The sequence below is a fragment of the Pannonibacter carbonis genome (assembly GCF_003012935.1).
GTDB classification, from domain to species: Bacteria; Pseudomonadota; Alphaproteobacteria; order Rhizobiales; family Stappiaceae; genus Pannonibacter; species Pannonibacter carbonis.
In genome coordinates this window covers 92224-114739 of the sequence record NZ_PUDR01000013.1, presented here as the reverse complement: position 1 = coordinate 114739, position 22516 = coordinate 92224, and the positions used below count along the sequence as shown (strand labels likewise).

Genomic DNA, 22516 nt, shown 5'->3' with positions numbered 1-22516 from the left:
GCCGGAAACCCCCAGAGGACCGGGGTGGAGCGGGCAGGTGACGCGTTTCCAAAGAAACGCTAGCCAACACGGCCCGGACTGACGCGGGGTTGCGCGCAGGCAACCGAACGGGATTAGGGGATTGTCAGTCGAAGGGATGGCCGAGGAGACAGAGATGCGCGGGGAGCCCATGCCAGGACCTGTCACCTTGCCCATCGGGACTGCCTTACCCCCAGTCCAGCACCTCCCCGGCGGCGAAAACTGCGATCACCAGCCTTTGCCACCCCTGCCCTTGCCTTCCGGGAGTTGCGGTGCCCTGCATCGACGGGCTATCGATACCGGGATATTCAGGACACGGACCGCATCAATGGCTGATTACGAACTCGAGGCACTGTCGCTTGGCGAGCTGAAGAAAATGCAGAAGGACGTCGCCAAGGCGATCTCCACATTCGAGGATCGGCAGAAGGCGGAAGCCCGCGCCAAGGTGGAAGCTCTCGCCCGGGATCTGGGCTACTCTCTGGCCGAACTTGACGGAACCGAGACGAAAGCCTCCCGTGCGCCTGTCGCGGCGAAATACCGGCACCCTGAGAACCCGGCACTCACCTGGTCCGGTCGCGGGCGCAAACCGCAGTGGTTCGTGGAGGCGTTGGCTGCTGGGAAAACGGCGACCGATTTGGCTATCAACTGATCCAGCCCAAATGCGTTCGCCACTCGGTCGATACGCAACCAGCCGAGTACTGCGCGCGAGAAATGCCTTCGAATCAAGGCGTAAAGCCTGATCCATTCTCGCTAGGAATTCAGAACGCGTGTTCCGGTCGGTGATAGTCGTGCCTCGAACCCTGAAGCCCGGCCTTCGCGAGGCGATCTGAGTTCGAATTGACTGCCAGACCTCTCGGCAATCGTCGCGACAATTGCCAGCCCAAGACCGCTGCCCTCGCGATCGGACCGGGCGCGCTCGAACCGGTGCGTCAGGCGTGCGAGATCCTCGGCGGGCACGACCGGGCCGTCGTTGGCGACGATCAGCGTTCCGTCAGTTGCAAGCGAGACCTCCACAGGAGCTTCGGCTTGGCCATGGCGCAAGGCATTCTCGATCAGATTGCGCAAGACGATCGCGAAGGCGTCGGGGTCCAGATCCGACATGATAGCGCTGTCCGGAAGCGCGAGGTGGATGCGCCCGGGCTCGCCACCGCGCGCAAGGTCGTCGACGATCAGTCGGGCCACGGGGCGAAGATCGGCAGCGACGTCACGGCGAAGGCGACCACCTTCAGCGCGCGCCAGTTGCAACAGGCGTTCGGAGAGGCGGGTCAGGCGTTTCAGCGTGGCCTCGATTTCGGCCGCACGGGCCTTGGCGTCAGCGTCGCGCGTCTCTGTCTGCAGCCGTTGTGCCTGTGCGATGGCACCTGCCAGCGGGGTGCGGAGTTCATGCGCGGCGTTCGCTGCAAAGCTTCGCTCCGCCTCGAAGGCCGCTTCCAGCCGCCCCAGAAGTCCGTTCATCGTATCGGCGAGGGGCGCGATTTCGGTGGGCAGATCGGCGCTGGCGACGGGGCTCAGGTCGCGCGCGCCCCGCGCCGACAGGCGGTCGCGGAACTGGCGCAGGGGCGCAAGGCTGGCGCGGACGGCCAGCACGATGGCCAGAAGCGCCACGGGCAGCAAGATCAGAAGTGGCAGGCCAAGCCCCATCTGAATCTCGCGCGCGACGCTTGCGCGATGGTCCAGCGGCTCGGCCACAGTGATGCGGATCGTGCCCTGCACAGCCTCGTCGCTATAGAGCCGATGCGTTGCAGTCTGGTGGAACCCGATCCCTTCCCAGGCGGGGAACACGCCCGGGTCGGCGGCATGGGATTGCAGCAGGATGCGCCCCTGATCATCCCGCACGATGTAAGTGAAGAACTCGTCATGTTCGCGGATGGCGGCAAGACGCTGGCTGATCCCTGCTTCCTCGCGGTTCAGGATATCAACGACGGCGAGTGGCAGGATGCGCTGTGCGGTTTCCTGCAGGGCGGAATCGAACACCTCTTCGATCTCGCTCCGCGCGATCAGCGCCGTCACGCTGGCCGCGAGCACCCAAAGAACCGTCAGCGCCACGCCCAGCCAGAGCCCAAGGCGACCCTGAAGACTGCGCGGCGCCCTCATGCCCGGCCCAGACGGTAGCCGAGGCCGCGTTCCGTCTCGATCACCTCCGCCCCCAACTTCTTCCGCAGTCGGCTGAGATGGACCTCGATCGTGTTGCTCTCGATCTCGGCCCCAAAGGCGTAAAGCTTGTCCTCAAGCTGCGCCTTGGACAGAAGCTGCCCAGGCCGGGACAGAAAGGCCTCGAACAGCGCCCATTCGCGTGCCGTCAGGGCGACTGGGCGGCCGTCGCGGTGGATGCTGCGCGCAGCAAGGTCGATCTCCAGCGGCCCGTGGGTGACAATTGGGTTGGGGTTCCCCGCATAGCGGCGCGCCACCGAGCCGATCCGGGCGGACAGTTCCGCCAGATCGAAGGGCTTGACCAGGTAGTCGTCGGCCCCTGCGTTCAACCCCTCGATCCGGTCGCTGATCTGGTCAAGCGCGGTCAGGATGATGACGGGCGTCACATCGCCCTTGGCCCGCAGACGGCGCAGAAACGGAATGCCCCGGCCATCGGGCAGCATCAGGTCCAGCAGCACAAGATCGAAGCTCGCCCCGGCCATCGCGTCCCCGGCCGCATCCAGCCGCTGGACCCAGTCGACCGAATGGCCATCGGCGGCTATCTGGTCCCGCACGGCAGCTCCCAGAACTGTATCATCCTCGATCAGCAAGATGCGCATGGTCTTCTGCCGTCCCTTTGGCCCCGGGTTGGTTTGCTTCTGACCCTCTCTCCTGACAGCAGGCTGAAGCCCTGGATCAGCCGTCTTCAGGCTGCCGTCAGCTTCGGCGCGCATCACATCATCCAGACTGGCCGTAACCCGGAGTGTGGCCCATGCGAAAGACGCTGACAATTCTTGCTTTTCTGGCAGCCCTGCCTGCCGGTGCCGCACTGGCTGATGATGATTGCTTCGTTCCGATGGCCGACTGGCAACCGCGCGAGGCGGTGGCTGAGTTCGCCACCCGGCAAGGCTGGGAGGTGCGCCGCATCAAGATCGACGACGGCTGCTACGAGATCGACGGCCGCGACGCGACGGGCCGCGCGATCGAGGTCAAGCTGCATCCCGGCACGCTGCAGATCGTCGAATTCGAATTCGAGGATGACGACCACGGTCGCGACCGCGAAGGACAGGAAGATGACTGACCATGTTTCCGTGCATGAAAAGGCCACGGTGACAGGGCGAGATCCACAGCGCCGGGCCCACGACCAGTCCCCTGTGACGCCGGGTACCATTCCTCAAGTCGGCCCGAACGGAAGGTTTTCTGACATGTTGTATTCCGGTCCGGCATTTGCCGCCATCGCCGTTCTGTTAGGCGCCGCCCTTGGCGCGCAAACCTATGCCCCGTTCGGCATCGAGTCCGCCATGAGCATCGCGGTCGGGTCCGCCGCGATTGTGGCCATGGGCATAGCCCTGGTGCTGTCGGCGCGCCCGGCTGTGATCGAACCGTTCTTCGGCGGGCTGGATCGCATGTATGCCGTCCACAAGTGGCTGGGGATCGCGGCCTTGGGGCTGATGGTCCTGCATGACCAGCTTGAACCGGAGATCGAGGATTTTGTGGCAGAAACCAACCTTGGCGAATTCGCCGCCGAGGTCGGAGAAATTGCCTTCTACGGGTTCATCGCGCTGATCGCGATCAGCTGGATCAAGCGGGTTCCCTTCACCAATCTGGAATTGCCCTGGCCCTTGTGGCGTTTCACGCACCGGTTCATGGGGCTGTTGTTCGCGATTGCCGCGTTTCACCAACTGGCCATCGACAAGCCCGAAGGGGTGGACCCGATGCTGGCGCTCTACCTCAACACGTTCAGCCTTGCGGGGCTGGTGGCCTGGGTGTTCACGCAGTTCATCAACCCTTTTCTGCGCCCGCGCGACTATGCGCTCGACTCCGTCACGCGACACGGTGCTGCGACCGAGATTGCCTTGCGGCCCACAGGGCGCGGAATGCGCTGGCGTCCTGGCCAGTTCGCCTTTGTCTCGGTTCCCGGCTCGGGCCCCGGCGCTGGCCTTGACGAGGCGCATCCTTTTACCATCGCTTCGGCCCCGCGCGCCGATGGCAGTCTGCATTTCGGGATCAAGGCGCTGGGGGATTGGACGCGCAGCCTGCCGGACAAGCTGGTGCCGGGCCAGCGGCTGCGCGTTGAGGGGCCCTATGGCCGGTTCCTGTTCCGACGCCGGGTGCCGCGTCAGGTCTGGCTGGCGGGAGGCATCGGCATCACACCCTTCCTGGCATGGGCCGAGGCGCTGACCGAGGCAGACCGCCAGCAGATCGCGCTGATCTGGGCCGTGAACACCCAGGACGAAGCCTTTGCCGCCGACCGTCTGCAAGCCATCGCCGCAGGTCATCCGGGCTTGAGCGTGCAGGTCGTGGCCAGCCGCACCGAGGGGCGACTGACGGCCGAACGCCTGGTCGCGATGGTGCCCTTCGAGATCGCCGGGTCGGAGCTGTTCTTCTGCGGGCCCTGCGGGTTGCGCGACGGCATCCAGAACGGGCTCAAGGCGATGGGCCATGCGCCGCGCCGCGTTTACTCCGAAGCGTTCGAACTGCGCTGACACGCAGCCGTGCCGGAACCGGGTGTACAATCGGTTCCGGCCTGTGCCCGGCATGAGGTTAGGGCGCGTGTTTTCTGACACCAGGCTGAAGCAGAAACCGGCGTCCCATCAGCAAGGCTTCAGCGGCACACGACAGAATCGGTTCATCCAATCAAGGAGCTACCGCCATGAAATCCACAATTCTCGTGTTGCTCGCAACTGCCGCCGTTATCGCGGTCCTTGCCGCGCCCACATTGACAGCCCTTGGTCGCGGACCCGGCACTGCGCCAGCCACCGTCACGGCACCGGCGCAGCCCGGCGACACTGCGGCCACGCCTGCGGGTGCCGATCTGGCGACGCAACAGACATCGGATCAGGGCGACGACGATGACGATTGAGATGCCCCGCAAGTCCGCATCAACCCATCCCTCCATGCCCGGCAACATCGCCTGACCCCGTTCTCCGACCACGCCTGTCCCTCGTGGTCTGACTGGCCCCGCCCTGTCCCGGCGGGGCCTTTTTCTTCCTGACGCCAAGCTGAAGCAGAAAGTGGGGCGGCGTCAGGAACAGCTCAGGTCCGAGGCACAGATTGGCAGCATCAGATCCAAGGAGACCACGCCATGACATTCCGACTTTCCCTTCTTTTCGCGTCGACGGCGCTGACCGTGGCACTCGGCCTGCCTGCCCTTGCCGCGTTGCAGGACCAGGGCAACGCTCAAGGCGCGTGCAGCGGCGTTTGCGCCGCCGTGGTCAGTGCCGACGACCAGCCCATGCCCCTCATTCGTGTGAGCGGAGATGATGACGACGGCGGATGGGTCCGTCGCGGGCACGACGATGACGAGGACGACGAGGACTGCGACGATGATGATGATGATGATGATGATGATGACGACGATGGCTGCATCGGCGCTCTCGGCAACCCTGCTCCTGCGGGCACCGTCGCACCTCCGGCAAACGGGCTCTTCGGCAACGGCGCGCCGCCCGTGGCTGTGACCAACTGATCCCGGCCATCGCGCGCCCTGCCCCGTGCGGGGCGCAGACCATCACCGAAAGGAAACCCGATGAAATCCCTTCTCGCCACCCTTGCCCTGACCACCGCACTGACCCTTCCTGGGCTCGCGATGGCCCGGCCCGTGACGCTGACGACCACCATGAACAGCTATGGCGGCGATGGCGCCTACCTGGCGCTCTACGTCACCGATGCCTCGGGCGCCTATGTCGGCAGCCTCTGGATGGCGGGCGGCAAGTCGAAATACTACGAACACCTGAGCGACTGGTATACCGCCACCGGGGCCGACCCTGCCCAGATCAACGGCATCACGGGCGCCAGTGTCGGGGCAGGCCGGACCCTGGAGATCACGCTCGATCTGGCCGATGCCCTGTTCGATGCGGGCTATACGCTCCACATCGACGCGGCGGTCGAGGATATGCGCGACAGCCCGAACGAGATTGCGGTGCCGCTGACCAGTGCTGGCGCGGGCACGCCCGTGCAGGGCCGTCGCTACATCGCCAGCTTCGTCTATCAGTAAGGGAACGGACTGATGATCCGCGCGCTTCACCGCTGGCCGGGGCTTCTGGCCCTTGTCCTTGTGACCGTCCTTGCGCTCAGCGGTGCGGCGCTGTCGGTCTTTCCCATGGCCGAGCGGCTGGTCGCGCCGCAGGCGGTGGCGGGGCAGAGCGTGGCCGATATGGCTGCCCGTGTGGCCGCGACGCATCCGGGGCTGGAAGAGATCCGGCGGTCCCCCTCGGGCACCATCACCGCCTGGTGGTTCGACGGCGGCACGCCAGGTTCCGCCGTGATCGACCCGGCGACAGGCGCGGATGTCGGCTCGGCCGACCCCAACCCGGTCGAACGCTGGCTGACGAACCTGCACCGGTCGCTGTTTCTGGACGATGCCGGGCGGCTGGTGATGGCCGCAGGCGCCGCCGCCATGCTGGTGCTGGCCCTGTCGGGGGCGGCGCTGGTGGCGCGGCGCACGGGCGGCTGGCGGCGCGGGTTCGCGCGGCTGCGCGGGCCGCTGGTGGGGCGGCTGCATGTGGAACTGGCGCGCGTTGCGGTCATGGGCCTTGCCCTGTCGGCGGCGACGGCGCTGTGGATGACGGCTTCGACCTTTGACCTGCTGCCCGATGGCGCGGTGCGCCCCGCCGACCCTGCGGCAGTCAGCGGGCAGATGGCCTTCCCGCTGGGGCAGATGGCCGCGCTGCAGGATGTTCCGGTCAGCGCCTTGCGCAAGCTGAGTTTTCCCTATGCGGGCGATGCGCAGGATGTGTTCACTCTCTCCACCGATGCAGGCACCGGCCTGATCGATCAGGGGACCGGCGAGCTCCTGTCCTGGGCAGACCTGACGCCATGGCAGCAGGTCTCGGAAACCATCTACATGCTTCACACCGGTCAGGGTGCGGCGGTCCTGGGGCTGGTCCTCGGCCTGATCGCGCTGAGCGTCCCGGTGATGGGTGTGACCGGCGCGCTGATCTGGGTTGCAGGGCGGCGGGGTCGGCCCCACCTGCGCGACAACGCCCGGGCGAGCCGGGCGCAGACGGTGATCCTTGTGGGTTCCGAAGGCGGTAGCACCTGGGGCTTTGCCGCAACGCTGGCGCGGGCCCTGCGGGATGCGGGCCAAGCGGTGCATGTGGGACCCATGTCAGCCTTCGACCCGGCCCGTTGCCCCCGCGCGGACCGCTTCCTGATCCTCGCCGCCACCTATGGCGAAGGCGACGCACCCGCTTCGGCCCGCGGGTTCCTCGATCGGCTGGCGCGGATGGCCCCGACCGCCCCGCTGGCCGTGCTGGGCTTTGGCGACCGCAGCTTTCCGGCCTACTGCGCCTTTGCGGCAGAGGTGGACGCCGCCGCCCGCGCCATGGGCTGGACCACCCTCTTGCCCATGGACACGGTCGACCGCCAGTCGCCGCAGGATTTCGCGCGCTGGGGCCGGGCACTGGGGCAGGCCAATGGGCTGACGCTCGACCTTGACCACCAGCCCGCCCGCCCCGAGGCGCAGGGCCTGACGCTCATCTCGCGCCGCGACTATGGCGAGGCGGTGCAGGCCCCGACCGCGATCCTGCGCTTTGCCTTGCCAAAAGCGACCCTCTGGGCACGGCTGACAGGCCGGGGTTTCGCACGGTTTCAGGCGGGCGACCTTCTCGGCATCCTGCCCGAAGGCTCCACAGTCCCGCGCTTCTACTCGCTGGCCTCGGGCAGCCGGGACGGGTTTGTCGAGATCGTGGTGAAGAAACACCCGGGGGGCCTGTGTTCCGGCCAGTTGCTGGCACTGGAACCGGGTGACGCCGTGCAGGCCTTCCTGCGGCGCAATCCGGGCTTTCATGCCGGGCGGGGTCGGGCGCCCCTGATCCTGATCGGGGCAGGCACCGGGATCGGACCCTTGGCCGGGATCATCCGCGCCAATGCCCGCCACCGTCCGGTGCATCTGTTCTTTGGGATGCGCCACCCGGACAGCGACTTCCTGTATGGTGACGATCTGACCGCGTGGCAGGCCGAGGGGCGTCTGACGCAGCTCTCCACCGCCGTCTCGCGCGGGGCGCGGCCGCATTATGTGCAGGACGCCCTGCGCGCCGAGGCCGCGCAGGTGGCCGAGGCGATCCGGCAGGGTGCAAAGGTGATGGTCTGCGGGGGGCGTGACATGGGCCGCGGCGTGGGTCGCGCGCTGGAGGATATCCTGGCGCCCATGGGCCTGACGCCCGCGATGCTCAAGGCCGGGGGGCGTTATGTCGAAGATGTCTATTGACCCTGTTCGCCACGCGCCGAACGGCCCCACCATGGGCACAAGGTGGAGCGCGCTGTTCTTTGCGCCGCCAGAATTCGACCCCGCCACCGTGCAGGCAGACCTGCAAGCGGCGGTGGATGCGGTCGATGCGCAAATGTCGACGTGGAGACCCGACAGCGATCTGATGTGCCTGAACGCCGCGCCGGTGGGGGCATGGCAGGACATCCCCTCCGATCTGGCGCGGGTGCTGACCGTCGGGCTGGCAATCGGCCGCGCCTCGGGCGGGGCCTTTGACATCGGGCAGGGTGAGGCGGTGCGCGCCTGGGGCTTTGGCCCCGCCACCGCCGATCCGCAGGCCATTCGCGCCGCGATGCAGGCCCCACATCGCCCGGCGCATGCGGTGCTGGAGCTGGACGGCGGCCGGGTGCGCAAGATTGCCCCGATCTCTCTGGACCTGAACGGCATCGCCAAAGGCCATGGGGTGGATCGTCTGGCCGAAGTCCTGTCAGCCAACGGCATCCTTGACGCCCTCGTCGGCATCGACGGCGAGATGCGCGCCATGGGCCTCGGCCCGGGCGGCAGGCCCTGGACCGTTGCGGTTGAGGCCCCCGATCATCACCGCCGCGCGCCCCATTCCATCCTGACGCTTCAGGATGCTGCTGTCGCCACCTCGGGCGATTATCGACACTGGGTCACGGTGCAGGGGCGTGATCTGTCCCACACGATGGACCCCGCGCGCGGTGCGCCACTTCTCGCGCCCCCCGCATCTGTCACCGTGATCGCCCCCACCTGCGCCGAGGCCGATGCATGGGCGACGGCACTGATGGTGAAGGGTGTCGATGCGGGCGCAGACCTTGCGCGACAGGCAGGGATCGACGCGCTGTTCCTGACGCGCGATGATACGGGTGTCGTTCAAGGCATTGGCGTTGGCAAACTATTTTCGAGCAAGTCCGCGGCGACGGCCCCGGCCGTTGGAGATTGACACCTTTGGATCATACTCAAACAGATCGGCTAAAGACACTGCTCCTGGTCATCGCCCTTGCAGGTCTGGTGACAGGGCTCGGGCTGCACTTCAGCGGGCGCACGGACCTTGCACAAACGGCGTGGTTTGCGGGGGTTGTCCCCGTGCTGGCGGCGCTTGTGGTCGAGATCATCCGCAGCCTTACCCGCGGCGAGGTGGGGCTCGACATCGTGGCCGCCCTGTCCATGTCGGCGGCCCTGACCTTTGACGAGACGCTGGCGGCCGCCGTGGTCGCCGTCATGTATTCGGGCGGCACCTTCCTCGAAAGCTTTGCCGAGGGTCGCGCGCGGCGCGAGATGCGCGATCTTCTGTCGCGCGTGCCCCGCACCGCCACGCGCCACCGCAATGGCGGGCTGGAGGAGGTGGCACTGGAAGACATCGCGCCTGGCGACCGGCTGCTGATCCGGCAAGGCGATGTCGTGCCGGTGGACGGGCGCATCGCATCCGCCGCGGCTTTCGTCGACACATCGGCGCTGACGGGCGAATCCTTGCCGGTGCGGCTCGACCGCGGGTCTGAGGCGATGAGCGGATCGACCAATGCCGGTGATGCTTTTGATCTGGAGGCGACGCGCGAGGCGAAGGACAGCACCTATGCCGGGATCGTCCGGCTGGTCGAGGCGGCGCAGGCGTCGAAAGCACCCATGGCGCGGCTGGCTGATCGCTGGTCGCTGGGGTTTTTGGCCGTCACCGTTGCCATCGCCTTTGCCGCATGGTGGTTTACCGGCGATCCGATCCGCGCGGTGGCGGTGCTGGTCGTGGCGACGCCCTGCCCCCTGATCCTGGCCGTGCCGGTGGCGCTGGTGGCCGGGCTGAGCCGGGCGGCGCATTTCGGGGTGCTGGTGAAGGGGGCCAAACCCCTCGAGGCGATGGCCCGCATCCGCACCCTGATCCTCGACAAGACCGGCACGCTGACCGACGGGCGCCCGCAGATCGTCAGTATCGACAGCCATGACGGGATGGGGGCTGACGACATCCTGCGCTATGCTGCGGCGCTGGATCAGGCATCAAAACACCCCGTCGCGCAGGCCATCGTGGCTGCAGCAAGGGACCGGGGGCTCACCCTACCCATCCCCGAAGATGTGGCTGAAATCCCGGGCGAAGGCGTCATCGGTTTCATCGACGGACGGCAGGTCATCGTCGGGGGCGATGGTTTCGTCGCGGAGCGTGTGGGCCGTTTGTCGGGTGATCACCCGGAACTGGCGGCAGGGTCGGTCATGGTGGCCGTGGCCTTCGATGGCCGTTTGGCGGGGCATCTGGTCATGTCCGACCCCCTCCGCGAAGGGGCAGCCGAGATGCTGGCCAGCCTGAGGCGGCAAGGGGTTGCGCGCATCCTCTTGGCCACCGGAGACCGGGCCGAGGTTGCGGCGCGGGTAACGGAAGGGCTTGGCCTTGACGGCATCCGCGCGGGGCTGACGCCAGATGAAAAGGTGCTCTTGGTCCTGACCGAGCACAAGAACGGTCCGGTGATGATGGTGGGCGACGGCGTCAACGACGCGCCCGCACTGGCTGCCGCCGATGTGGGCGTCGCCATGGGCGCACGCGGGGCGGCGGCAAGTGCCGAGGCGGCCGATGTGGTCTTGCTGGTGGACCGGGTGGACCGCATCGCGCCGGGAATCGAGATCGCCCGCCGGTCGCGCCGGATCGCGCTTGAAAGCGTGGTCGCAGGCATCGGCCTGTCGGTTCTGGGCATGATCGCTGCGGCCTTCGGCTACCTGACCCCCGTTCAGGGCGCGCTGCTGCAGGAAGCCATCGACGTCGCCGTTATCCTGAACGCGCTGCGCGCCCTGCGCATTTCACCCGCGGGCCTCACAGCACCGCAAACCCGTTTTGAAGGAATTCCCGCATGAGCCGCCTGTCCCATTCCGAAATCCACATGGTGCACCGCATCGGCTGGTTGCGCGCGGCGGTGCTCGGCGCGAATGATGGCCTTGTCTCAACCTCCAGCCTCGTCGTGGGCGTCGCCGCAGCCGGCACAGGGCGGACGGAGGTGCTGATCGCGGGCCTCGCCGGGCTGGTCGCTGGAGCGATGTCGATGGCGGCGGGCGAATACGTCTCGGTCAGTTCGCAGACCGATGCCGAGCAGGCCGACCTTGCCCGCGAGAAGAAGGAGCTTGCAGAGACGCCTGATGCCGAACTCGAGGAACTGACCCGAATCTACGAGGCGCGCGGGCTGACCCGCGATTTGGCCGAACAGGTGGCCGTCCAGCTCACCGACCGCGATGCCCTTGGCAGCCACGCCCGCGACGAGCTGGGCATATCCGAGACGGTGACCGCTCATCCGATCCAAGCGGCCCTTGTCTCCGCCATGACCTTTGCCGTGGGTGCTGTGGTCCCGCTTCTGGTGGCCATGCTTGCTCCGCCAGCGCAAATTGTGCCGTTCGTAGCCATCGCGACACTCCTGTCGCTCGCCATCCTGGGCGGTCTTGGCGCGACCGCTGGCGGCGCCGGCATCCTGCGAGGCGCTGTCCGAGTGACGTTCTGGGGTGCCCTTGCCATGGCCGCGACCGCGCTGGTCGGATCAATCTTTGGGGTCACAGTCGGATAAGAAGAACCGCCTGGAGTGATGACACTACAGGCAAAGGCAGCTCGCAGCGCTGCGTTCCTCGGATCGGCATCGCCGATTACGCGGCCAAAGGTAGACCTGGCGGCGCGACTGCGCCGCGCCCGAGCCGCCGGGAAGTGAGGCCGAAGCCTCACCCAAAGGGATTGTGCTCTCTCCATTGGGGTAATTTCCTGCCCGTTTTCGGCAACATCTTCCGTTTTCTCCGCAGTTAGACTGGTTTCATTGCGGAGTCGCGGCACAGGCCCGTCATGCGCTGCGGCGGTAGGTCGCCCGGACCGCCGCAGCCGATTTCAGGAGGGCGTCATGTGATGAGCCGGAGAGTTTACGATGATGACCGGTCAGGGCAGCCTGAACGTCCACTTCGGGCTGCCGAATACGTCCGCATGTCGACGGATCATCAGAAGTATTCGACCGAAAACCAATCCGACGCGATCAAGCAATATGCTGAGGCGCGTGGAATCGAGATCGTGCGAACCTATGAAGACGCTGGAAAAAGCGGGCTAAAGATCGAGGGGCGCGACGCGCTCAGGCAACTCATCGAGGACGTGCAATCGGGCAGCACCGATTTCACTTTGGTGCTCGTTTATGATGTCAGCCGCTGGGGGCGCTTCCAGGACGCCGACGAAAGCGCCTACTACGAGTATATTTGTCGGCGCGCCGGCATCGCCGTCGAATATTGCGCCGAGCAATTCGACAATGACGGCAGCCCGATTTCGACTATCGTCAAGGGCGTCAAACGAGCGATGGCTGGCGAATACAGCCGCGAGCTTTCAACCAAGGTGTTCGCCGGCCAGGGCCGGCTGATCGAGAAGGGCTACCGCCAGGGCGGGCCCGCCGGCTTCGGCCTGCGCCGGACGTTGATTGACGAGCATGGCGTCATCAAGGGGCTTCTCGAACGGGGCGAGCACAAGAGCATTCAGACAGATCGGGTGATCCTGACGCTTGGCCCTGCCGAAGAGGTCGATCTGGTTCGCAGCATCTACCGGGCTTTCGTCCATCGAGGATACAGCGAGCGGGAAATTGCGGACGATCTCAATCAACGCGGCGTTCCGACCGATCTTGGGCGTCCTTGGACCCGGGGCACGGTCCATCAGATTCTGATCAACGAGAAATATGTCGGCGACAACGTCTGGAATCGTCGCTCCTTCAAGCTCAAGAAGAAGCGCGTCGCCAATGAGCCCGAGATGTGGATCAGGGCGCAGGATGTGTTTCAGGCCGTCGTCGAGCGCGAGCTGTTCGAGGCGGCGAGAACCATCATCAACGCGCGCTCGTTTCGTTTGAGCGACGAGGAGATGCTGCGATCCCTGCACAAGCTCTACCAGCAGAAGGGCCTGCTATCGGGCATCGTGATCGACGAATGCGACGGCCTCCCATCGAGCAGCGCCTATAGCTCTCGCTTTGGCAGTCTGCTGCGCGCCTATCGCCTCATCGGTTTTACGCCGGATCGCGACTATCGCTACGTTCAGGTCAATCGCGAGCTGCGAAAGCTCCATCCCGAAATTGTGCGCCAGGTGCTCGACGGGTTGCAAGTCACGGGGAGCGATGCCTGGCAGGATCTCCAGACCGATCGTGTGATCGTCAACAACGAGTTCAGCCTCTGCGTGGTGGTGGCGCGATGCGTCGAGACGCCGACCGGACTTCTGCGCTGGCAGTTGCGCTTCGACACCTCGCTTGCCCCCGACATCACGATCGTGGTGCGCATGGACAGCGCCAATCGGGCGCCGCTCGACTACTATCTGCTCCCGCGGATCGACATGTTTTCCGAGAAACTGCGCCTAGCGGAGGACAATGCCTTGGGGCTCGACGCCTACCGTTTTGATGGCCTCGATCTTCTTTATGACATCGCAAAGCCCGTTCCTCTCGCGGAGGAAATCTGATGCCAGTCGTCCGTCCCAACCAGATCCAGATGATCCCCATCTCCCGGATCACCGTCCTCAATCCCCGCGCCCGCAACAAGCGGCAGCATCGGGAGATCGTGAACAATATTGAGGCCATTGGTCTCAAGCGCCCTATCACGGTAAGCCGCCGCGACGGGGCCGGCGGTCCCCGATATGATCTGGTTTGCGGGGAAGGCCGGCTGGAGGCCTTCCAGATGCTGGGGCAGACCGAGATCCCGGCCGTGGTTATCGAGGCCAGCGAGAGCGAATGCCTCGTGATGAGCCTGGTTGAAAATATCGCGCGGCGCACCCCGCGTCCCATCGACCTGATGCGCGAGATCGGGGCCCTTCGCTCGCGCGGCTATAGCGATGCGACCATCGGAGAAAAGATCGGCGTCGGGGCGTCCTGGGTCAACATGATCGGCTCGCTCCTCGATCGCGGCGAGGAGCGGTTGGTCTCCGCGGTCGAAACGGGGCTCATTCCGATCACCCTGGCGATGGAAATCTCCAAAGCCGAGACGGAGGAGGCGCAGAATCTGCTCCTCGACGCCTACGAGACCGGCAAGCTCAGGGGCAAGCGGCTGGCCGCTGTTCGTCGCCTGCTCGAAATGCGGTTGCAGAGCCAGCGCAAGGGCGGATTGCCGACCGGGCGCTTGGGGCGCAAAGCCAGTAGCCGGCGGATGACGGCGGCCGATCTGATGCAGGTCTACCAGCGCGAGGCGGAACGCCAGCGCCTGCTCGTCAAGAAATCGGATTTCACCCAGGTTCGTCTGTTGTTCGTGGTCGAGGCGCTGAAGGACCTGCTCGCCAATGACGGCTTCATCAATCTGCTGCGCGCCGAAGGGCTGGCGACCATGCCGCGGGCGCTCAAGGCTCGCATATCGGGGGACGATCATGGCTGATGAACCGAAAGACCGGGAGGATGGCCATATCCATCTCGCTTTTGACCGAGACTTCCTGACGATCCCTGTGGCGGGAATCGTGCCGCTCAAGACGCTGCCGGACGGCGCCAGGGCGAGCCGCTCCTATGCGCAGGTTCTGAGTTCCATCAGGGCGATCGGCTTGATTGAAGCGCCCGTCGTGATGGCCGACACAAAGAATCCCGGAACCTGGTTTCTCCTCGATGGCCATCTTCGGCTGGAGGCGTTGAAGGAACTCGGCGTCGTCGAGGTCGAATGCCTGCTCGCCACCGATGACGACACCTATACTTACAACAAGCGCGTCAATCGCATACCGCCGATCCAGGAACACCGAATGATCGCGCGTGCAATGGACCGGAGTGTGTCGTCGGCGGACATCGCCGCCGCCTTGAACCTTCAGGTCGAGTCGGTGCTGCGGCGTTTTCGGTTGCTGGAAGGGATCAGCCCCGAGGCGGCCGAGATGCTGAAGGACACGCCCTGTTCGATGAAGGTGTTCGACATTCTGCGCCAGATGACGTCGGTCAGGCAAATCGAAGCCGCCGACCTAATGATCGGTCAGAACAATTTCACCGTCATGTTTGCGCGCGCGTTGCGTGCGGCGACCTCTGAAAACCAGCTTGCCACTGCCCGCAAGGGGAAGGGCGGCGGCAAGCCGACGCCTTCAGGCCAGCAGATCGCCCGGATGGAGCGCGAATTGGCGGCGCTCCAGACCCAGGTGAAGTCGGTTGAGGAGACTTACGGTATCGACAATCTTCATCTGACCGTCGCGCGCGGATACATCGCCAAGCTGTTGGCGAACAATCGGGTGGTTCGTTGGTTAGCGACTCATCAGCAGGACTATCTCAGCGAGTTTCAGAAGATCGCCGAGATCGACACGCTCGGCCCGATCGCGGAAACGCCGAGCGCCTGAGGCAGGTATATGGGGACCCGGACCCGATAAGCGCGGGGACCATGGGAGAAGCCGCACCGTGGGGCGGATCAATCATGGTGGTGGGAATGGCGGCGAACCCGCATGAGGCCCACTAGGTTGGCCGTCATATGGTCCAGCCGCATGAGGGGTGGTTTGCCTCGCATGAACTGAAGGTGGGCGGGTGCGTCGGAAGCGCCGACCGGCGCGCCCGCCATTTGTGCTGAGCGATCAAGCACTATCCATGGCGCTTTGTTCAACTCGCTTTGGGGCGCAGCACTGCACACGATTCCTGTCGTCCCACGCCTCAAGCTCATCGACCCGGTAGAGGACCGCTTTACCGATTTTTACGAACGACGGCCCGATCTTCATCGCACGCCAGTTCCGAAGGGTGCCAACGGAAACGCAGCCACGATAGCGTTCGGCTACCTCTTCCGGCGTGAGAAATGTGGTCTCTGGCATAATCCCTCCTTCGGCAGAAGACCTGCCGTTGATGGTCGAGCGCGATGCGCATTTCGGGATGTGTCGGTCATTCAGAGGCACCGGCACGCTGGCCGTGCTTTGATGGTGCACGCTCCTGCATGACCAAACATGAGCGCGCGGAAGTGGTCAGGGAAGTATCAATCGTCAGGCGTAGGGAACGCGGATAGTCGAGGATACAAATAGGCGGGGATGCGTAGTGGTCTTCCCGTTTGCAAAGGCTTTTGATGCCAGATGCAGTGAGGTCATCACGCTGACCTGTCGAACGACTCTGGCTCGAGCCGAATTTGCAGGTCTACGAGCAGGTTGGAGTCCATGCCGTCACCGGCCAGGGTTTGCAGGTAGTCGAGCAGATCGTCCTGCCGCGGTTGACCGAAGGCCAAGCGATAAACTGTGAGGCTGCGTTTGAGCCAGGCGAGCCGCGTGACTTCGCGGCTGAACGGCAACATCGGCACGCGCCGTTCGACCCGCACGGAGCCCTCGTAGATCCAGTAGGGGATGAGGTCGGTATCGACCGTGGCCTCGGATCGCGCCTGTTCGAACATCAGCCGCCACGGGTCATCGGGAACCTGCCCGCGCGCCCTGACGACAGCGGCCTGGCGTTCCGCCAGGTTGAGGCGCACGGCGTGGCCCTTGAAGCGATGAACCCGGCCTTCGCGCTGTTCAAGGTCCACCGGGTTGCCCGGCAGGTTCCAGTGGTAGACGCGATAGCAATAGGGATGAAAATCCAGCCCCTCCTGACCGACGGACGTCGTGGCGAGAACGAACGGCCTAAACGGCGAATTGAAGGCGTCGCGCACCCCTCCAAGCCGCGCGACGGCGCCGTCCTCGTCCTTGTAGTCGGCGAGCCGCATCGCAAAGCGCCCGCGCATCTGGAATTTGCCGATCGTGAGGGCGTCGCCATCGACATGGACGTCATCGACGTCGATCTGCGAGGGGCGGACGGCCAAGGCCAAGGCCATGGCCCGGGCCACGCCGATCGCGCGCTCTGCGGCGGGACGCGCTCCCAGACCCTCGGCGTCGACGAGGTAGTGGGCGTATTCGTCCAGGACGGCCTGTAGATTGTGATCCGCACAATAGGTCAGCACACGATGCCAGTATCGATCGTCGGCGTTGCGCCTGAGCAGGGCCACGGCGTCGTGCTGGTTGAACAGCGTCCGGAAGGACCAAGCGACATCGGCTGCTGCGCTGAGCAAGCGCGGGTCATCCCACGCTAGTTCTGGCGCGATCCGCTTGAGGGCGCGAAGCGCGCAGACCGCCGGACTGCCGAGCGCCACATCAACCAGCAGGTCCGGGAGATCGGCGGAAGCGGCGCTGATCGTGCGCGTCTTTACGGCGTCCGCGAGTTCGGCGACGTGATCCTGGAAGGCGTCTTCGCTAGCCAAGGCGCGCATGCCGTGGGACGATTCCAGCCAGGCGCGGACGTGCTTGCCGAGCGCATCGTCGATCACGGCGGGCGCGGCCCATTCCGCGCCTGCCGTATCGCCGTCTGATCCTGTGGCGTGCGGGATCGCGTCCAGCGCGGGCTTGAGCCGATCCCTGATCGCGGCGCGCATCGCTTCGTGCGAAACGGCGGCGTCCTGCTCGGCGAACACCGCGAGCGGATCAGCCAGTTCCGCCAGCGCCGGCGATGGATAGATGAGCAGCAGGGCGCGAAGGCCCGCGAGACGTCCCTGATCCTGACGGAACTGCAAGGGGCGCAGACGATGCTGCTCGAAATAGCGGCGGCCGGAGTCCCCAACCCCCATACGCCGTTCGGCTTCGTAGGACAGCAGGGCCGCGACCGCGTCGGGCACCATGGACCACGATGAGAAGATCAGCGCCTTGGTCAGCGGCGGGCCAGACGGCGTCGCGCCATAATAGGGCATGGCGGCGGGGATCCAGAGATTTTGCTCGAGATGCTGGCCGAACATGTCATCCATGATCGCCCGCATACGGCCGTTGGCTGGCTCCAGCGGTGCGTAGGCGTCGATGGACTCCCGATCGAGCATGGTTGGACGCGCCGTCCGGATGGCGTAGCACAGGCTCGCCGTAGGCGCCTGCGCCTGGGCCGCCAGAAGCTGCTTCAAGCTGTAATGGCGCATGAAGTTGAGCAGGTAGGGCGCTGATTTCCAATATTCGATGATTTCCGGGGCGTCGAGCGCGCGCGCCACCTGCGACAGGGCCGACGCCTGGGCGAGGTCGGCGGGCGCGACCGAGACGGCGATAGCGGGCTCGCTCATCATGGAATCGCGTTCGACCGTGGAAGCGATCCGTTCGGTGCGGGCGATCACGCGGCGCAGGCGCTGTTCGATCGTCTTGCGGGCCTCGACGGCTGAAGCGTGCGATTGCGGGAGGGCGTGCAGGAGGCCGCGGAAGGCGCGCATTTCGTGCGCCAGGGTGGCGGCCACCTCCGGGCCTTTCTCCCGGCCATAGAGGAAGCTCAAGGTTTCGAGGAAGTCCTGATAGTGGTCGCCTTCGTCCGGCTCATCGCCGGCGAGTGTGAGCATCCGGTACGGCGTGGCGGACAGCAGCAGGGTGCGGGCAGCGTGTCCGTCGGCCCCGGAATAGTCGAACAGTTCGCGTGCGAGGATCGCCGCATCGCTATCGCCATGCAGGAGGTCCCGGAACCGCTGGAACTCGTCCATGATGATCAGGTCGGGCTGGAGGGCGTCGACGCATGCGTGGGACAGTTTGGCGCGGAGCCGGGCGACCAGAGCGTTGCGCGGCTGGGTCATCTCCGGGGGATAGGCGTCCCGTCGGCGCGGGAAGAGGTCGCAGACCCGTTCGAGCTCCTCGAAGAGGTCGCGGTCCGCCTGCACGTCGCGGTGGAAGCGCGCGATGATGCGTTTGTCGACGCCTTCAAGGGTGAGGCTTTCCACGGCGCGGTTCCAGCCATCGACGCCGGCCGTCACCTGCAACAGGTTGTGGAGGCCGCGCGGGCGCGAAACGAGATCGCGCAGGAGGTGGCACAACAGGGCGCGTTCCTGCGTCACGCCCGTCGCGGAGCGCAAATCGAAGGTCGTGCCCGGCGTCAGGCTGATGAAGTTCACCTTGTTGGCGTCGAGGCCCGTCTGGTCCCGCAGCTGCAAGGGAATGAGGGTCATGCGGGTCGGCAGGGCCAGTTCGCGCCGGCCGAGCACATTCAGCCGGTTGAGGTTCTGGGCGGCGATCGCCTGGTTCGAGCAGATATAGAGGATGTCGATGCGTTTGGTGCTGTCCCACAGGTGCTCGATCATCCGGGCGATGACCCCGCGCGCCACCATCGTCTTGCCCAGACCGACCTCGTCGGCGACCAGGAATTGGCGGACGGGATCGTCCTGGCCGTAGAGCCGGTCGAACACATAGTCGACGGTCCGCCGCTGGAAGACCTTGAGAGGGGCGAGCGCCGTTTCGGCGCGGAACCGTTCATTGCCCATGCGCGGCGTCCTCGGCTGCGAGCGCGCCCCGGAATGCGTTCCACAGGGCGCGGAATTCGGGCGGGATCGGATCGGTATCGGCGCCGTCTCCGGTTTCCAGGCGCGCGATCAGCCTTTCGATGGCGCGCAGCTGGTCGCCGCCGCGGCAGAAGGCGCGGACCATCTCCTCCAGGATCGGCGCATCGTCGCTTGCCGCGCGCCATGCGCCCTGGCCCGAACCGTCTTGAGCCGCCAGCGCCGCGGCGAACGGATCGCCCAATTCGGAAAGCAGCAGCCGCAGATAGCGAAAGAAGGCGTCCTTGCTGTCGATCACCCAGCGCAGGATGGCGGCGTGGCGCTCGGCAGGCAGCCCTTCCATGATGAGCCCGGTGCTGAACAGGATGGAGACGTCCTTCTGCTCGTCCGTCAGCTGGCAGGCCAGGAAACGGGTGAGGTCGACCAGCGGCATCGCGCCCAAGTCCGCGGGCTGTCCCTGCCGAAGCCGCTCCAACCCATCGCGCGCGTGACCCTCGCCCCGCGTGATCGGCCAGACATGCAAGCTACCGATCCCGGCAAGGGAGAGCGGCTCGGACGGGACCAGCCAGACCCGCCAGAGCGGCGCGCCGTCATCTGCGGGTTCGGCGCGTTCGCAACGTAGCCTGAGGCCGCTGCGGCAAATCTCGCGCCGGGCCTGATCCAATCGCGCCTCGGCGGCGCGTTGCGCGGCGTCTCCAGGGTTCAATTCGTCGCGGACAAATGGTCGCGTCAACCGGCCGAACCCTTTGTCGCCAAGGATTTCCTCGACGCTGCCGACCCGCGATCGCTTGCCGGTCAAGGTCGCGAAGAGCTCGACATTGCGGCCGGTCACCAGCGCCGGCCGTGTGGCGTTGCCGGATCCGACCGTGATGGCGGTGTCCCAGCCGCGCTCGGCGATAAAGGCTTTGGCGTGAAGGCCCTGCAAGGTCGTCGCATCGGCCTCTTCGCCGTCTTCGGCGACTGCCATTTCGTCGAGCACGGTGACGCGGGCGAAACGGTCGAGTGTCGCGCCCGACACCTGCACGAGTTCGTCGGACCGTCCGATGAAGACGGGCTTGTCGGCGCTGGCCAGGCCGGCGAGCATCTCCAAGGTCTGGTCGTCGCAAAAAGGCGAGACGACGCCGAGCCGCGCGCAGGGGTCGGGACGCCATGGCTTGCCGCCGAGGCCATTGACCGCGAAGGTGACGCTCTGGAACGGCTCTGGCAGGCTCCATTCGGCGCGTCGCAGGTCTTCGGCGATTTCACCGACAAGGGTGCTGGTTCCGTCCGGCGCGCCCGCGGTCGCCAGATCGGGGAGCCGACGAAGGAAATCGGCGAGCCCACGGTTGGCGGCCTTTGGCTGCTTCGTGATCACGCCGTCGAAGGAAGCGGCGATATCCCAGGAGCGGTCGCGCGTCAGGTTGCGCGACAGGATGATCAGGCGCAGCCGCGCCGGATCTTCGGGCCTCAGCGGCGTGAAGCGAAGCGCCCACATCTTGGGATGGAAGGCGCCGCCCTGCGGCGCGGCGACCTCGACCACGATGCGTTCCAGCAAGGAGCACAGGCGGGAATGCGGACGCGCGCTGGCCTGGATGTGGCCGGCGTCGGTGAAGACGACGAGCCGACTGGCGATCCGCTCCGCGCCTTCCAGCAGGGCCAGGGGATGGGAGAGGATATCGTCGCGATTTTCGGCGGCGAAGAGGGCCAGGCTGACCGGCACGGCGAGCGCGGTCTCGAAGTCGAGGGAGTAGGTCGTGGCGACCGCCGCGTCGAAGACATAGCCGGCGGGCGGCTGAAGATTGGCGCCGTAGAGCATGCGCTGCTCGGGATCGAGGCTGCGTCTATTCAGCATGGGCAAGATCCCGCAGGTGAGACTTGGCCTGCGCCCAGCGGAAGCTGAGGCGATCGGCGCCCGATGCGCCGGTCCAGCGGTCGCGCACGGCGTGATTGCCGAAGCGGGACTGACTGGTCTTGAGGCGGCGTTCGCGTTGTTCGACAAGCTGGCGGGCCCCTGGCGCCGAGATCACCTGGCCGACCCCGCCAAGAACCAGCTCGCGCCACTCGGTCACGAAGCGTTTGGCTGCGGGGCGGACGGCGTGCGCCGGATGCTCCACGACGGACCAGAACTCATCGAGCGACCAGGCGCGGACGGCGCCGGGGTCGAGGTCGTCGCGCCAGGCGGCAAGCCGCTCGCGATACGCCTCGATCCAGTCGTCGCGCTGGCGCAGCTCGCTGAGTGCGAGGTTATAGAGCAACGCCGCGCCGTGCATGACGTGGGAGAAGATTTCGCCGTGCTGGACGAGACGGCGGGCGGCGGCAGGAAAGGCCGACAGATGGGGATGCATCCAGATATGGTCGCAGTCCGCGTCGATGCCTTCGCGCGCCAGCATGGTGAGCAGAGCGGTCGGCTGACTGGCGACCAGGCGGTCGATGAGGAACTGCGCCTCGTCGGCGGTCAGGCGGAAGTTGGCCTGATCGAGCAGGTCGTCTGGCATCCGCGGCAGGGCCGGATTCCAGACGGCGGGCGCCGGGGCGCTGGCCAGGGCGTCCTCGCTTCCGGATGCGCCGCGCGAGCGGCCACGGCCGCGCAGGGCGACGAACAGGCTGTCGAGCGAGCCGGGAAAAGCCCGAATGCCCCACGCGCCCAGCCCCGCCCAATAGACCGAGCTGGGCAGCCGCTGGAGCCGTGGGCCCGCATCGCGGCCAATGACGCCATTGGACTCGCCGCCGGCTTTCAAGGCGTCGGCAAGCCGGATCTCGGTGTCGCGCGCCTCGGCGCGGAGCTGGGCCTCGGGGATTTCTCGCTTCTCCAGCGCCCGATAGAGCCAGGGAATGAAGAGCATGTACCGCAGGCGCGTCTGGATCGTGCTGGTGCCTGGAAAGAGGTGGTCGGCGATGGAATCTCGGATCGCCCCCAATCCCAACTCGTCGCGGGTCTCGCGCTCCTGAAAGAGCGCCATGATGCGTTGGGCGCGCTGGCGCTCGGCTTCATCGAAATCGATCCATCCAAGAGATGACATG

19 protein-coding genes are annotated in these 22516 nt (G+C 66.0%); 13 read left to right on the top strand and 6 right to left on the bottom strand.

What is annotated here, in order from left to right; genetic code table 11:
• Positions 1-346: 346 nt before the first annotated feature.
• Positions 347-667, top strand: coding sequence for an H-NS histone family protein (locus C8348_RS17525; RefSeq protein ID WP_038148804.1), 321 nt, complete (start codon positions 347-349; stop codon positions 665-667).
• Positions 668-768: 101 nt separating this feature from the next.
• Here C8348_RS17525 and C8348_RS17520 read toward each other — a convergent pair whose 3' ends face one another.
• Entirely contained in the window at positions 769-2112 is a 1344-nt protein-coding gene (locus C8348_RS17520; RefSeq protein ID WP_038148806.1) for a sensor histidine kinase, read from the bottom strand.
• Positions 2109-2768, bottom strand: a complete 660-nt coding sequence (locus C8348_RS17515) for a response regulator transcription factor (protein WP_106754621.1) — start codon at positions 2766-2768, stop codon at positions 2109-2111. The genes C8348_RS17520 and C8348_RS17515 overlap by 4 nt, the downstream gene beginning before the upstream one ends.
• Before the next feature lie 152 nt (positions 2769-2920).
• On the opposite strand from C8348_RS17515, the gene C8348_RS17510 reads away from it, so the two are divergent.
• The 12 genes from C8348_RS17510 (at position 2921) to C8348_RS17455 (ending at position 15626) form a co-directional block, all read left to right on the top strand.
• Positions 2921-3229, top strand: a complete 309-nt coding sequence (locus C8348_RS17510; RefSeq protein WP_038148808.1) for a PepSY domain-containing protein — start codon at positions 2921-2923, stop codon at positions 3227-3229.
• A gap of 124 nt (positions 3230-3353) precedes the next feature.
• Positions 3354-4634 carry a ferredoxin reductase family protein gene (locus C8348_RS17505; protein WP_038148809.1) on the top strand — a complete coding sequence of 427 codons (1281 nt, stop codon included), beginning with the start codon at positions 3354-3356 and terminating at the stop codon, positions 4632-4634.
• Between the two features lie 167 nt (positions 4635-4801).
• A complete protein-coding gene (locus C8348_RS17500) occupies positions 4802-5011 on the top strand; it encodes a hypothetical protein (RefSeq protein ID WP_038148811.1) in 210 nt (69 codons plus the stop codon).
• Between the two features lie 222 nt (positions 5012-5233).
• Positions 5234-5614 carry a hypothetical protein gene (locus C8348_RS22170; RefSeq protein ID WP_038148812.1) on the top strand — a complete coding sequence of 127 codons (381 nt, stop codon included), beginning with the start codon at positions 5234-5236 and terminating at the stop codon, positions 5612-5614.
• Positions 5615-5674: 60 nt separating this feature from the next.
• Positions 5675-6142, top strand: a complete 468-nt coding sequence (locus C8348_RS17490) for a DUF2271 domain-containing protein (RefSeq protein ID WP_038148813.1) — start codon at positions 5675-5677, stop codon at positions 6140-6142.
• Positions 6143-6154: 12 nt separating this feature from the next.
• Positions 6155-8356, top strand: coding sequence for a PepSY domain-containing protein (locus C8348_RS17485; RefSeq protein WP_038148816.1), 2202 nt, complete (start codon positions 6155-6157; stop codon positions 8354-8356).
• Positions 8337-9317: an FAD:protein FMN transferase gene (locus C8348_RS17480; RefSeq protein WP_106754616.1), complete on the top strand. Its 981-nt coding sequence runs from the start codon at positions 8337-8339 to the stop codon at positions 9315-9317. The genes C8348_RS17485 and C8348_RS17480 overlap by 20 nt, the downstream gene beginning before the upstream one ends.
• Before the next feature lie 5 nt (positions 9318-9322).
• A complete protein-coding gene (locus C8348_RS17475) occupies positions 9323-11203 on the top strand; it encodes a heavy metal translocating P-type ATPase (protein WP_038148819.1) in 1881 nt (626 codons plus the stop codon).
• Positions 11200-11901: a VIT1/CCC1 transporter family protein gene (locus C8348_RS17470; protein WP_038148821.1), complete on the top strand. Its 702-nt coding sequence runs from the start codon at positions 11200-11202 to the stop codon at positions 11899-11901. Before C8348_RS17475 ends, C8348_RS17470 begins: the two co-directional genes overlap by 4 nt.
• A gap of 326 nt (positions 11902-12227) precedes the next feature.
• Complete coding sequence (locus tag C8348_RS17465; RefSeq protein ID WP_268877522.1) at positions 12228-13796, top strand: recombinase family protein; 1569 nt, start codon at positions 12228-12230, stop codon at positions 13794-13796.
• Positions 13796-14698: a plasmid partitioning protein RepB C-terminal domain-containing protein gene (locus C8348_RS17460; RefSeq protein WP_106754615.1), complete on the top strand. Its 903-nt coding sequence runs from the start codon at positions 13796-13798 to the stop codon at positions 14696-14698. Before C8348_RS17465 ends, C8348_RS17460 begins: the two co-directional genes overlap by 1 nt.
• A complete protein-coding gene (locus C8348_RS17455) occupies positions 14691-15626 on the top strand; it encodes a plasmid partitioning protein RepB C-terminal domain-containing protein (RefSeq protein WP_100237054.1) in 936 nt (311 codons plus the stop codon). The genes C8348_RS17460 and C8348_RS17455 overlap by 8 nt, the downstream gene beginning before the upstream one ends.
• A 228-nt stretch (positions 15627-15854) precedes the next feature.
• Here the strand turns inward: C8348_RS17455 and C8348_RS17450 are convergent, their stop codons facing one another.
• The 4 genes from C8348_RS17450 to C8348_RS17435 all read right to left on the bottom strand — a co-directional run bounded on the left by C8348_RS17450 (position 15855) and on the right by C8348_RS17435 (position 22515).
• Complete coding sequence (locus tag C8348_RS17450) at positions 15855-16085, bottom strand: helix-turn-helix transcriptional regulator (RefSeq protein WP_100237053.1); 231 nt, start codon at positions 16083-16085, stop codon at positions 15855-15857.
• Between the two features lie 266 nt (positions 16086-16351).
• On the bottom strand, positions 16352-19501 hold the full coding sequence (locus C8348_RS17445; protein ID WP_106754614.1) for a helicase-related protein: 3150 nt from the start codon (positions 19499-19501) through the stop codon (positions 16352-16354).
• A complete protein-coding gene (locus C8348_RS17440) occupies positions 19491-21347 on the bottom strand; it encodes a phospholipase D family protein (RefSeq protein WP_198647109.1) in 1857 nt (618 codons plus the stop codon). Before C8348_RS17440 ends, C8348_RS17445 begins: the two co-directional genes overlap by 11 nt.
• Complete coding sequence (locus C8348_RS17435) at positions 21337-22515, bottom strand: DUF6361 family protein (protein ID WP_100238644.1); 1179 nt, start codon at positions 22513-22515, stop codon at positions 21337-21339. The genes C8348_RS17440 and C8348_RS17435 overlap by 11 nt, the downstream gene beginning before the upstream one ends.
• Between the last annotated feature and the right edge of the window lies 1 nt (position 22516).

Coding starts and splice junctions, on each gene's coding strand:
- C8348_RS17525 (WP_038148804.1), top strand. CDS start 347: ATGGCTGATTACGAACTCGAGGCACTGTCGCTTGGCGAGCTGAAGAAA.
- C8348_RS17520 (WP_038148806.1), bottom strand. CDS start 2,112: ATGAGGGCGCCGCGCAGTCTTCAGGGTCGCCTTGGGCTCTGGCTGGGC.
- C8348_RS17515 (WP_106754621.1), bottom strand. CDS start 2,768: ATGCGCATCTTGCTGATCGAGGATGATACAGTTCTGGGAGCTGCCGTG.
- C8348_RS17510 (WP_038148808.1), top strand. CDS start 2,921: ATGCGAAAGACGCTGACAATTCTTGCTTTTCTGGCAGCCCTGCCTGCC.
- C8348_RS17505 (WP_038148809.1), top strand. CDS start 3,354: ATGTTGTATTCCGGTCCGGCATTTGCCGCCATCGCCGTTCTGTTAGGC.
- C8348_RS17500 (WP_038148811.1), top strand. CDS start 4,802: ATGAAATCCACAATTCTCGTGTTGCTCGCAACTGCCGCCGTTATCGCG.
- C8348_RS22170 (WP_038148812.1), top strand. CDS start 5,234: ATGACATTCCGACTTTCCCTTCTTTTCGCGTCGACGGCGCTGACCGTG.
- C8348_RS17490 (WP_038148813.1), top strand. CDS start 5,675: ATGAAATCCCTTCTCGCCACCCTTGCCCTGACCACCGCACTGACCCTT.
- C8348_RS17485 (WP_038148816.1), top strand. CDS start 6,155: ATGATCCGCGCGCTTCACCGCTGGCCGGGGCTTCTGGCCCTTGTCCTT.
- C8348_RS17480 (WP_106754616.1), top strand. CDS start 8,337: ATGTCGAAGATGTCTATTGACCCTGTTCGCCACGCGCCGAACGGCCCC.
- C8348_RS17470 (WP_038148821.1), top strand. CDS start 11,200: ATGAGCCGCCTGTCCCATTCCGAAATCCACATGGTGCACCGCATCGGC.
- C8348_RS17465 (WP_268877522.1), top strand. CDS start 12,228: ATGAGCCGGAGAGTTTACGATGATGACCGGTCAGGGCAGCCTGAACGT.
- C8348_RS17460 (WP_106754615.1), top strand. CDS start 13,796: ATGCCAGTCGTCCGTCCCAACCAGATCCAGATGATCCCCATCTCCCGG.
- C8348_RS17455 (WP_100237054.1), top strand. CDS start 14,691: ATGGCTGATGAACCGAAAGACCGGGAGGATGGCCATATCCATCTCGCT.
- C8348_RS17450 (WP_100237053.1), bottom strand. CDS start 16,085: ATGCCAGAGACCACATTTCTCACGCCGGAAGAGGTAGCCGAACGCTAT.
- C8348_RS17445 (WP_106754614.1), bottom strand. CDS start 19,501: ATGGGCAATGAACGGTTCCGCGCCGAAACGGCGCTCGCCCCTCTCAAG.
- C8348_RS17440 (WP_198647109.1), bottom strand. CDS start 21,347: ATGCTGAATAGACGCAGCCTCGATCCCGAGCAGCGCATGCTCTACGGC.
- C8348_RS17435 (WP_100238644.1), bottom strand. CDS start 22,515: ATGTCATCTCTTGGATGGATCGATTTCGATGAAGCCGAGCGCCAGCGC.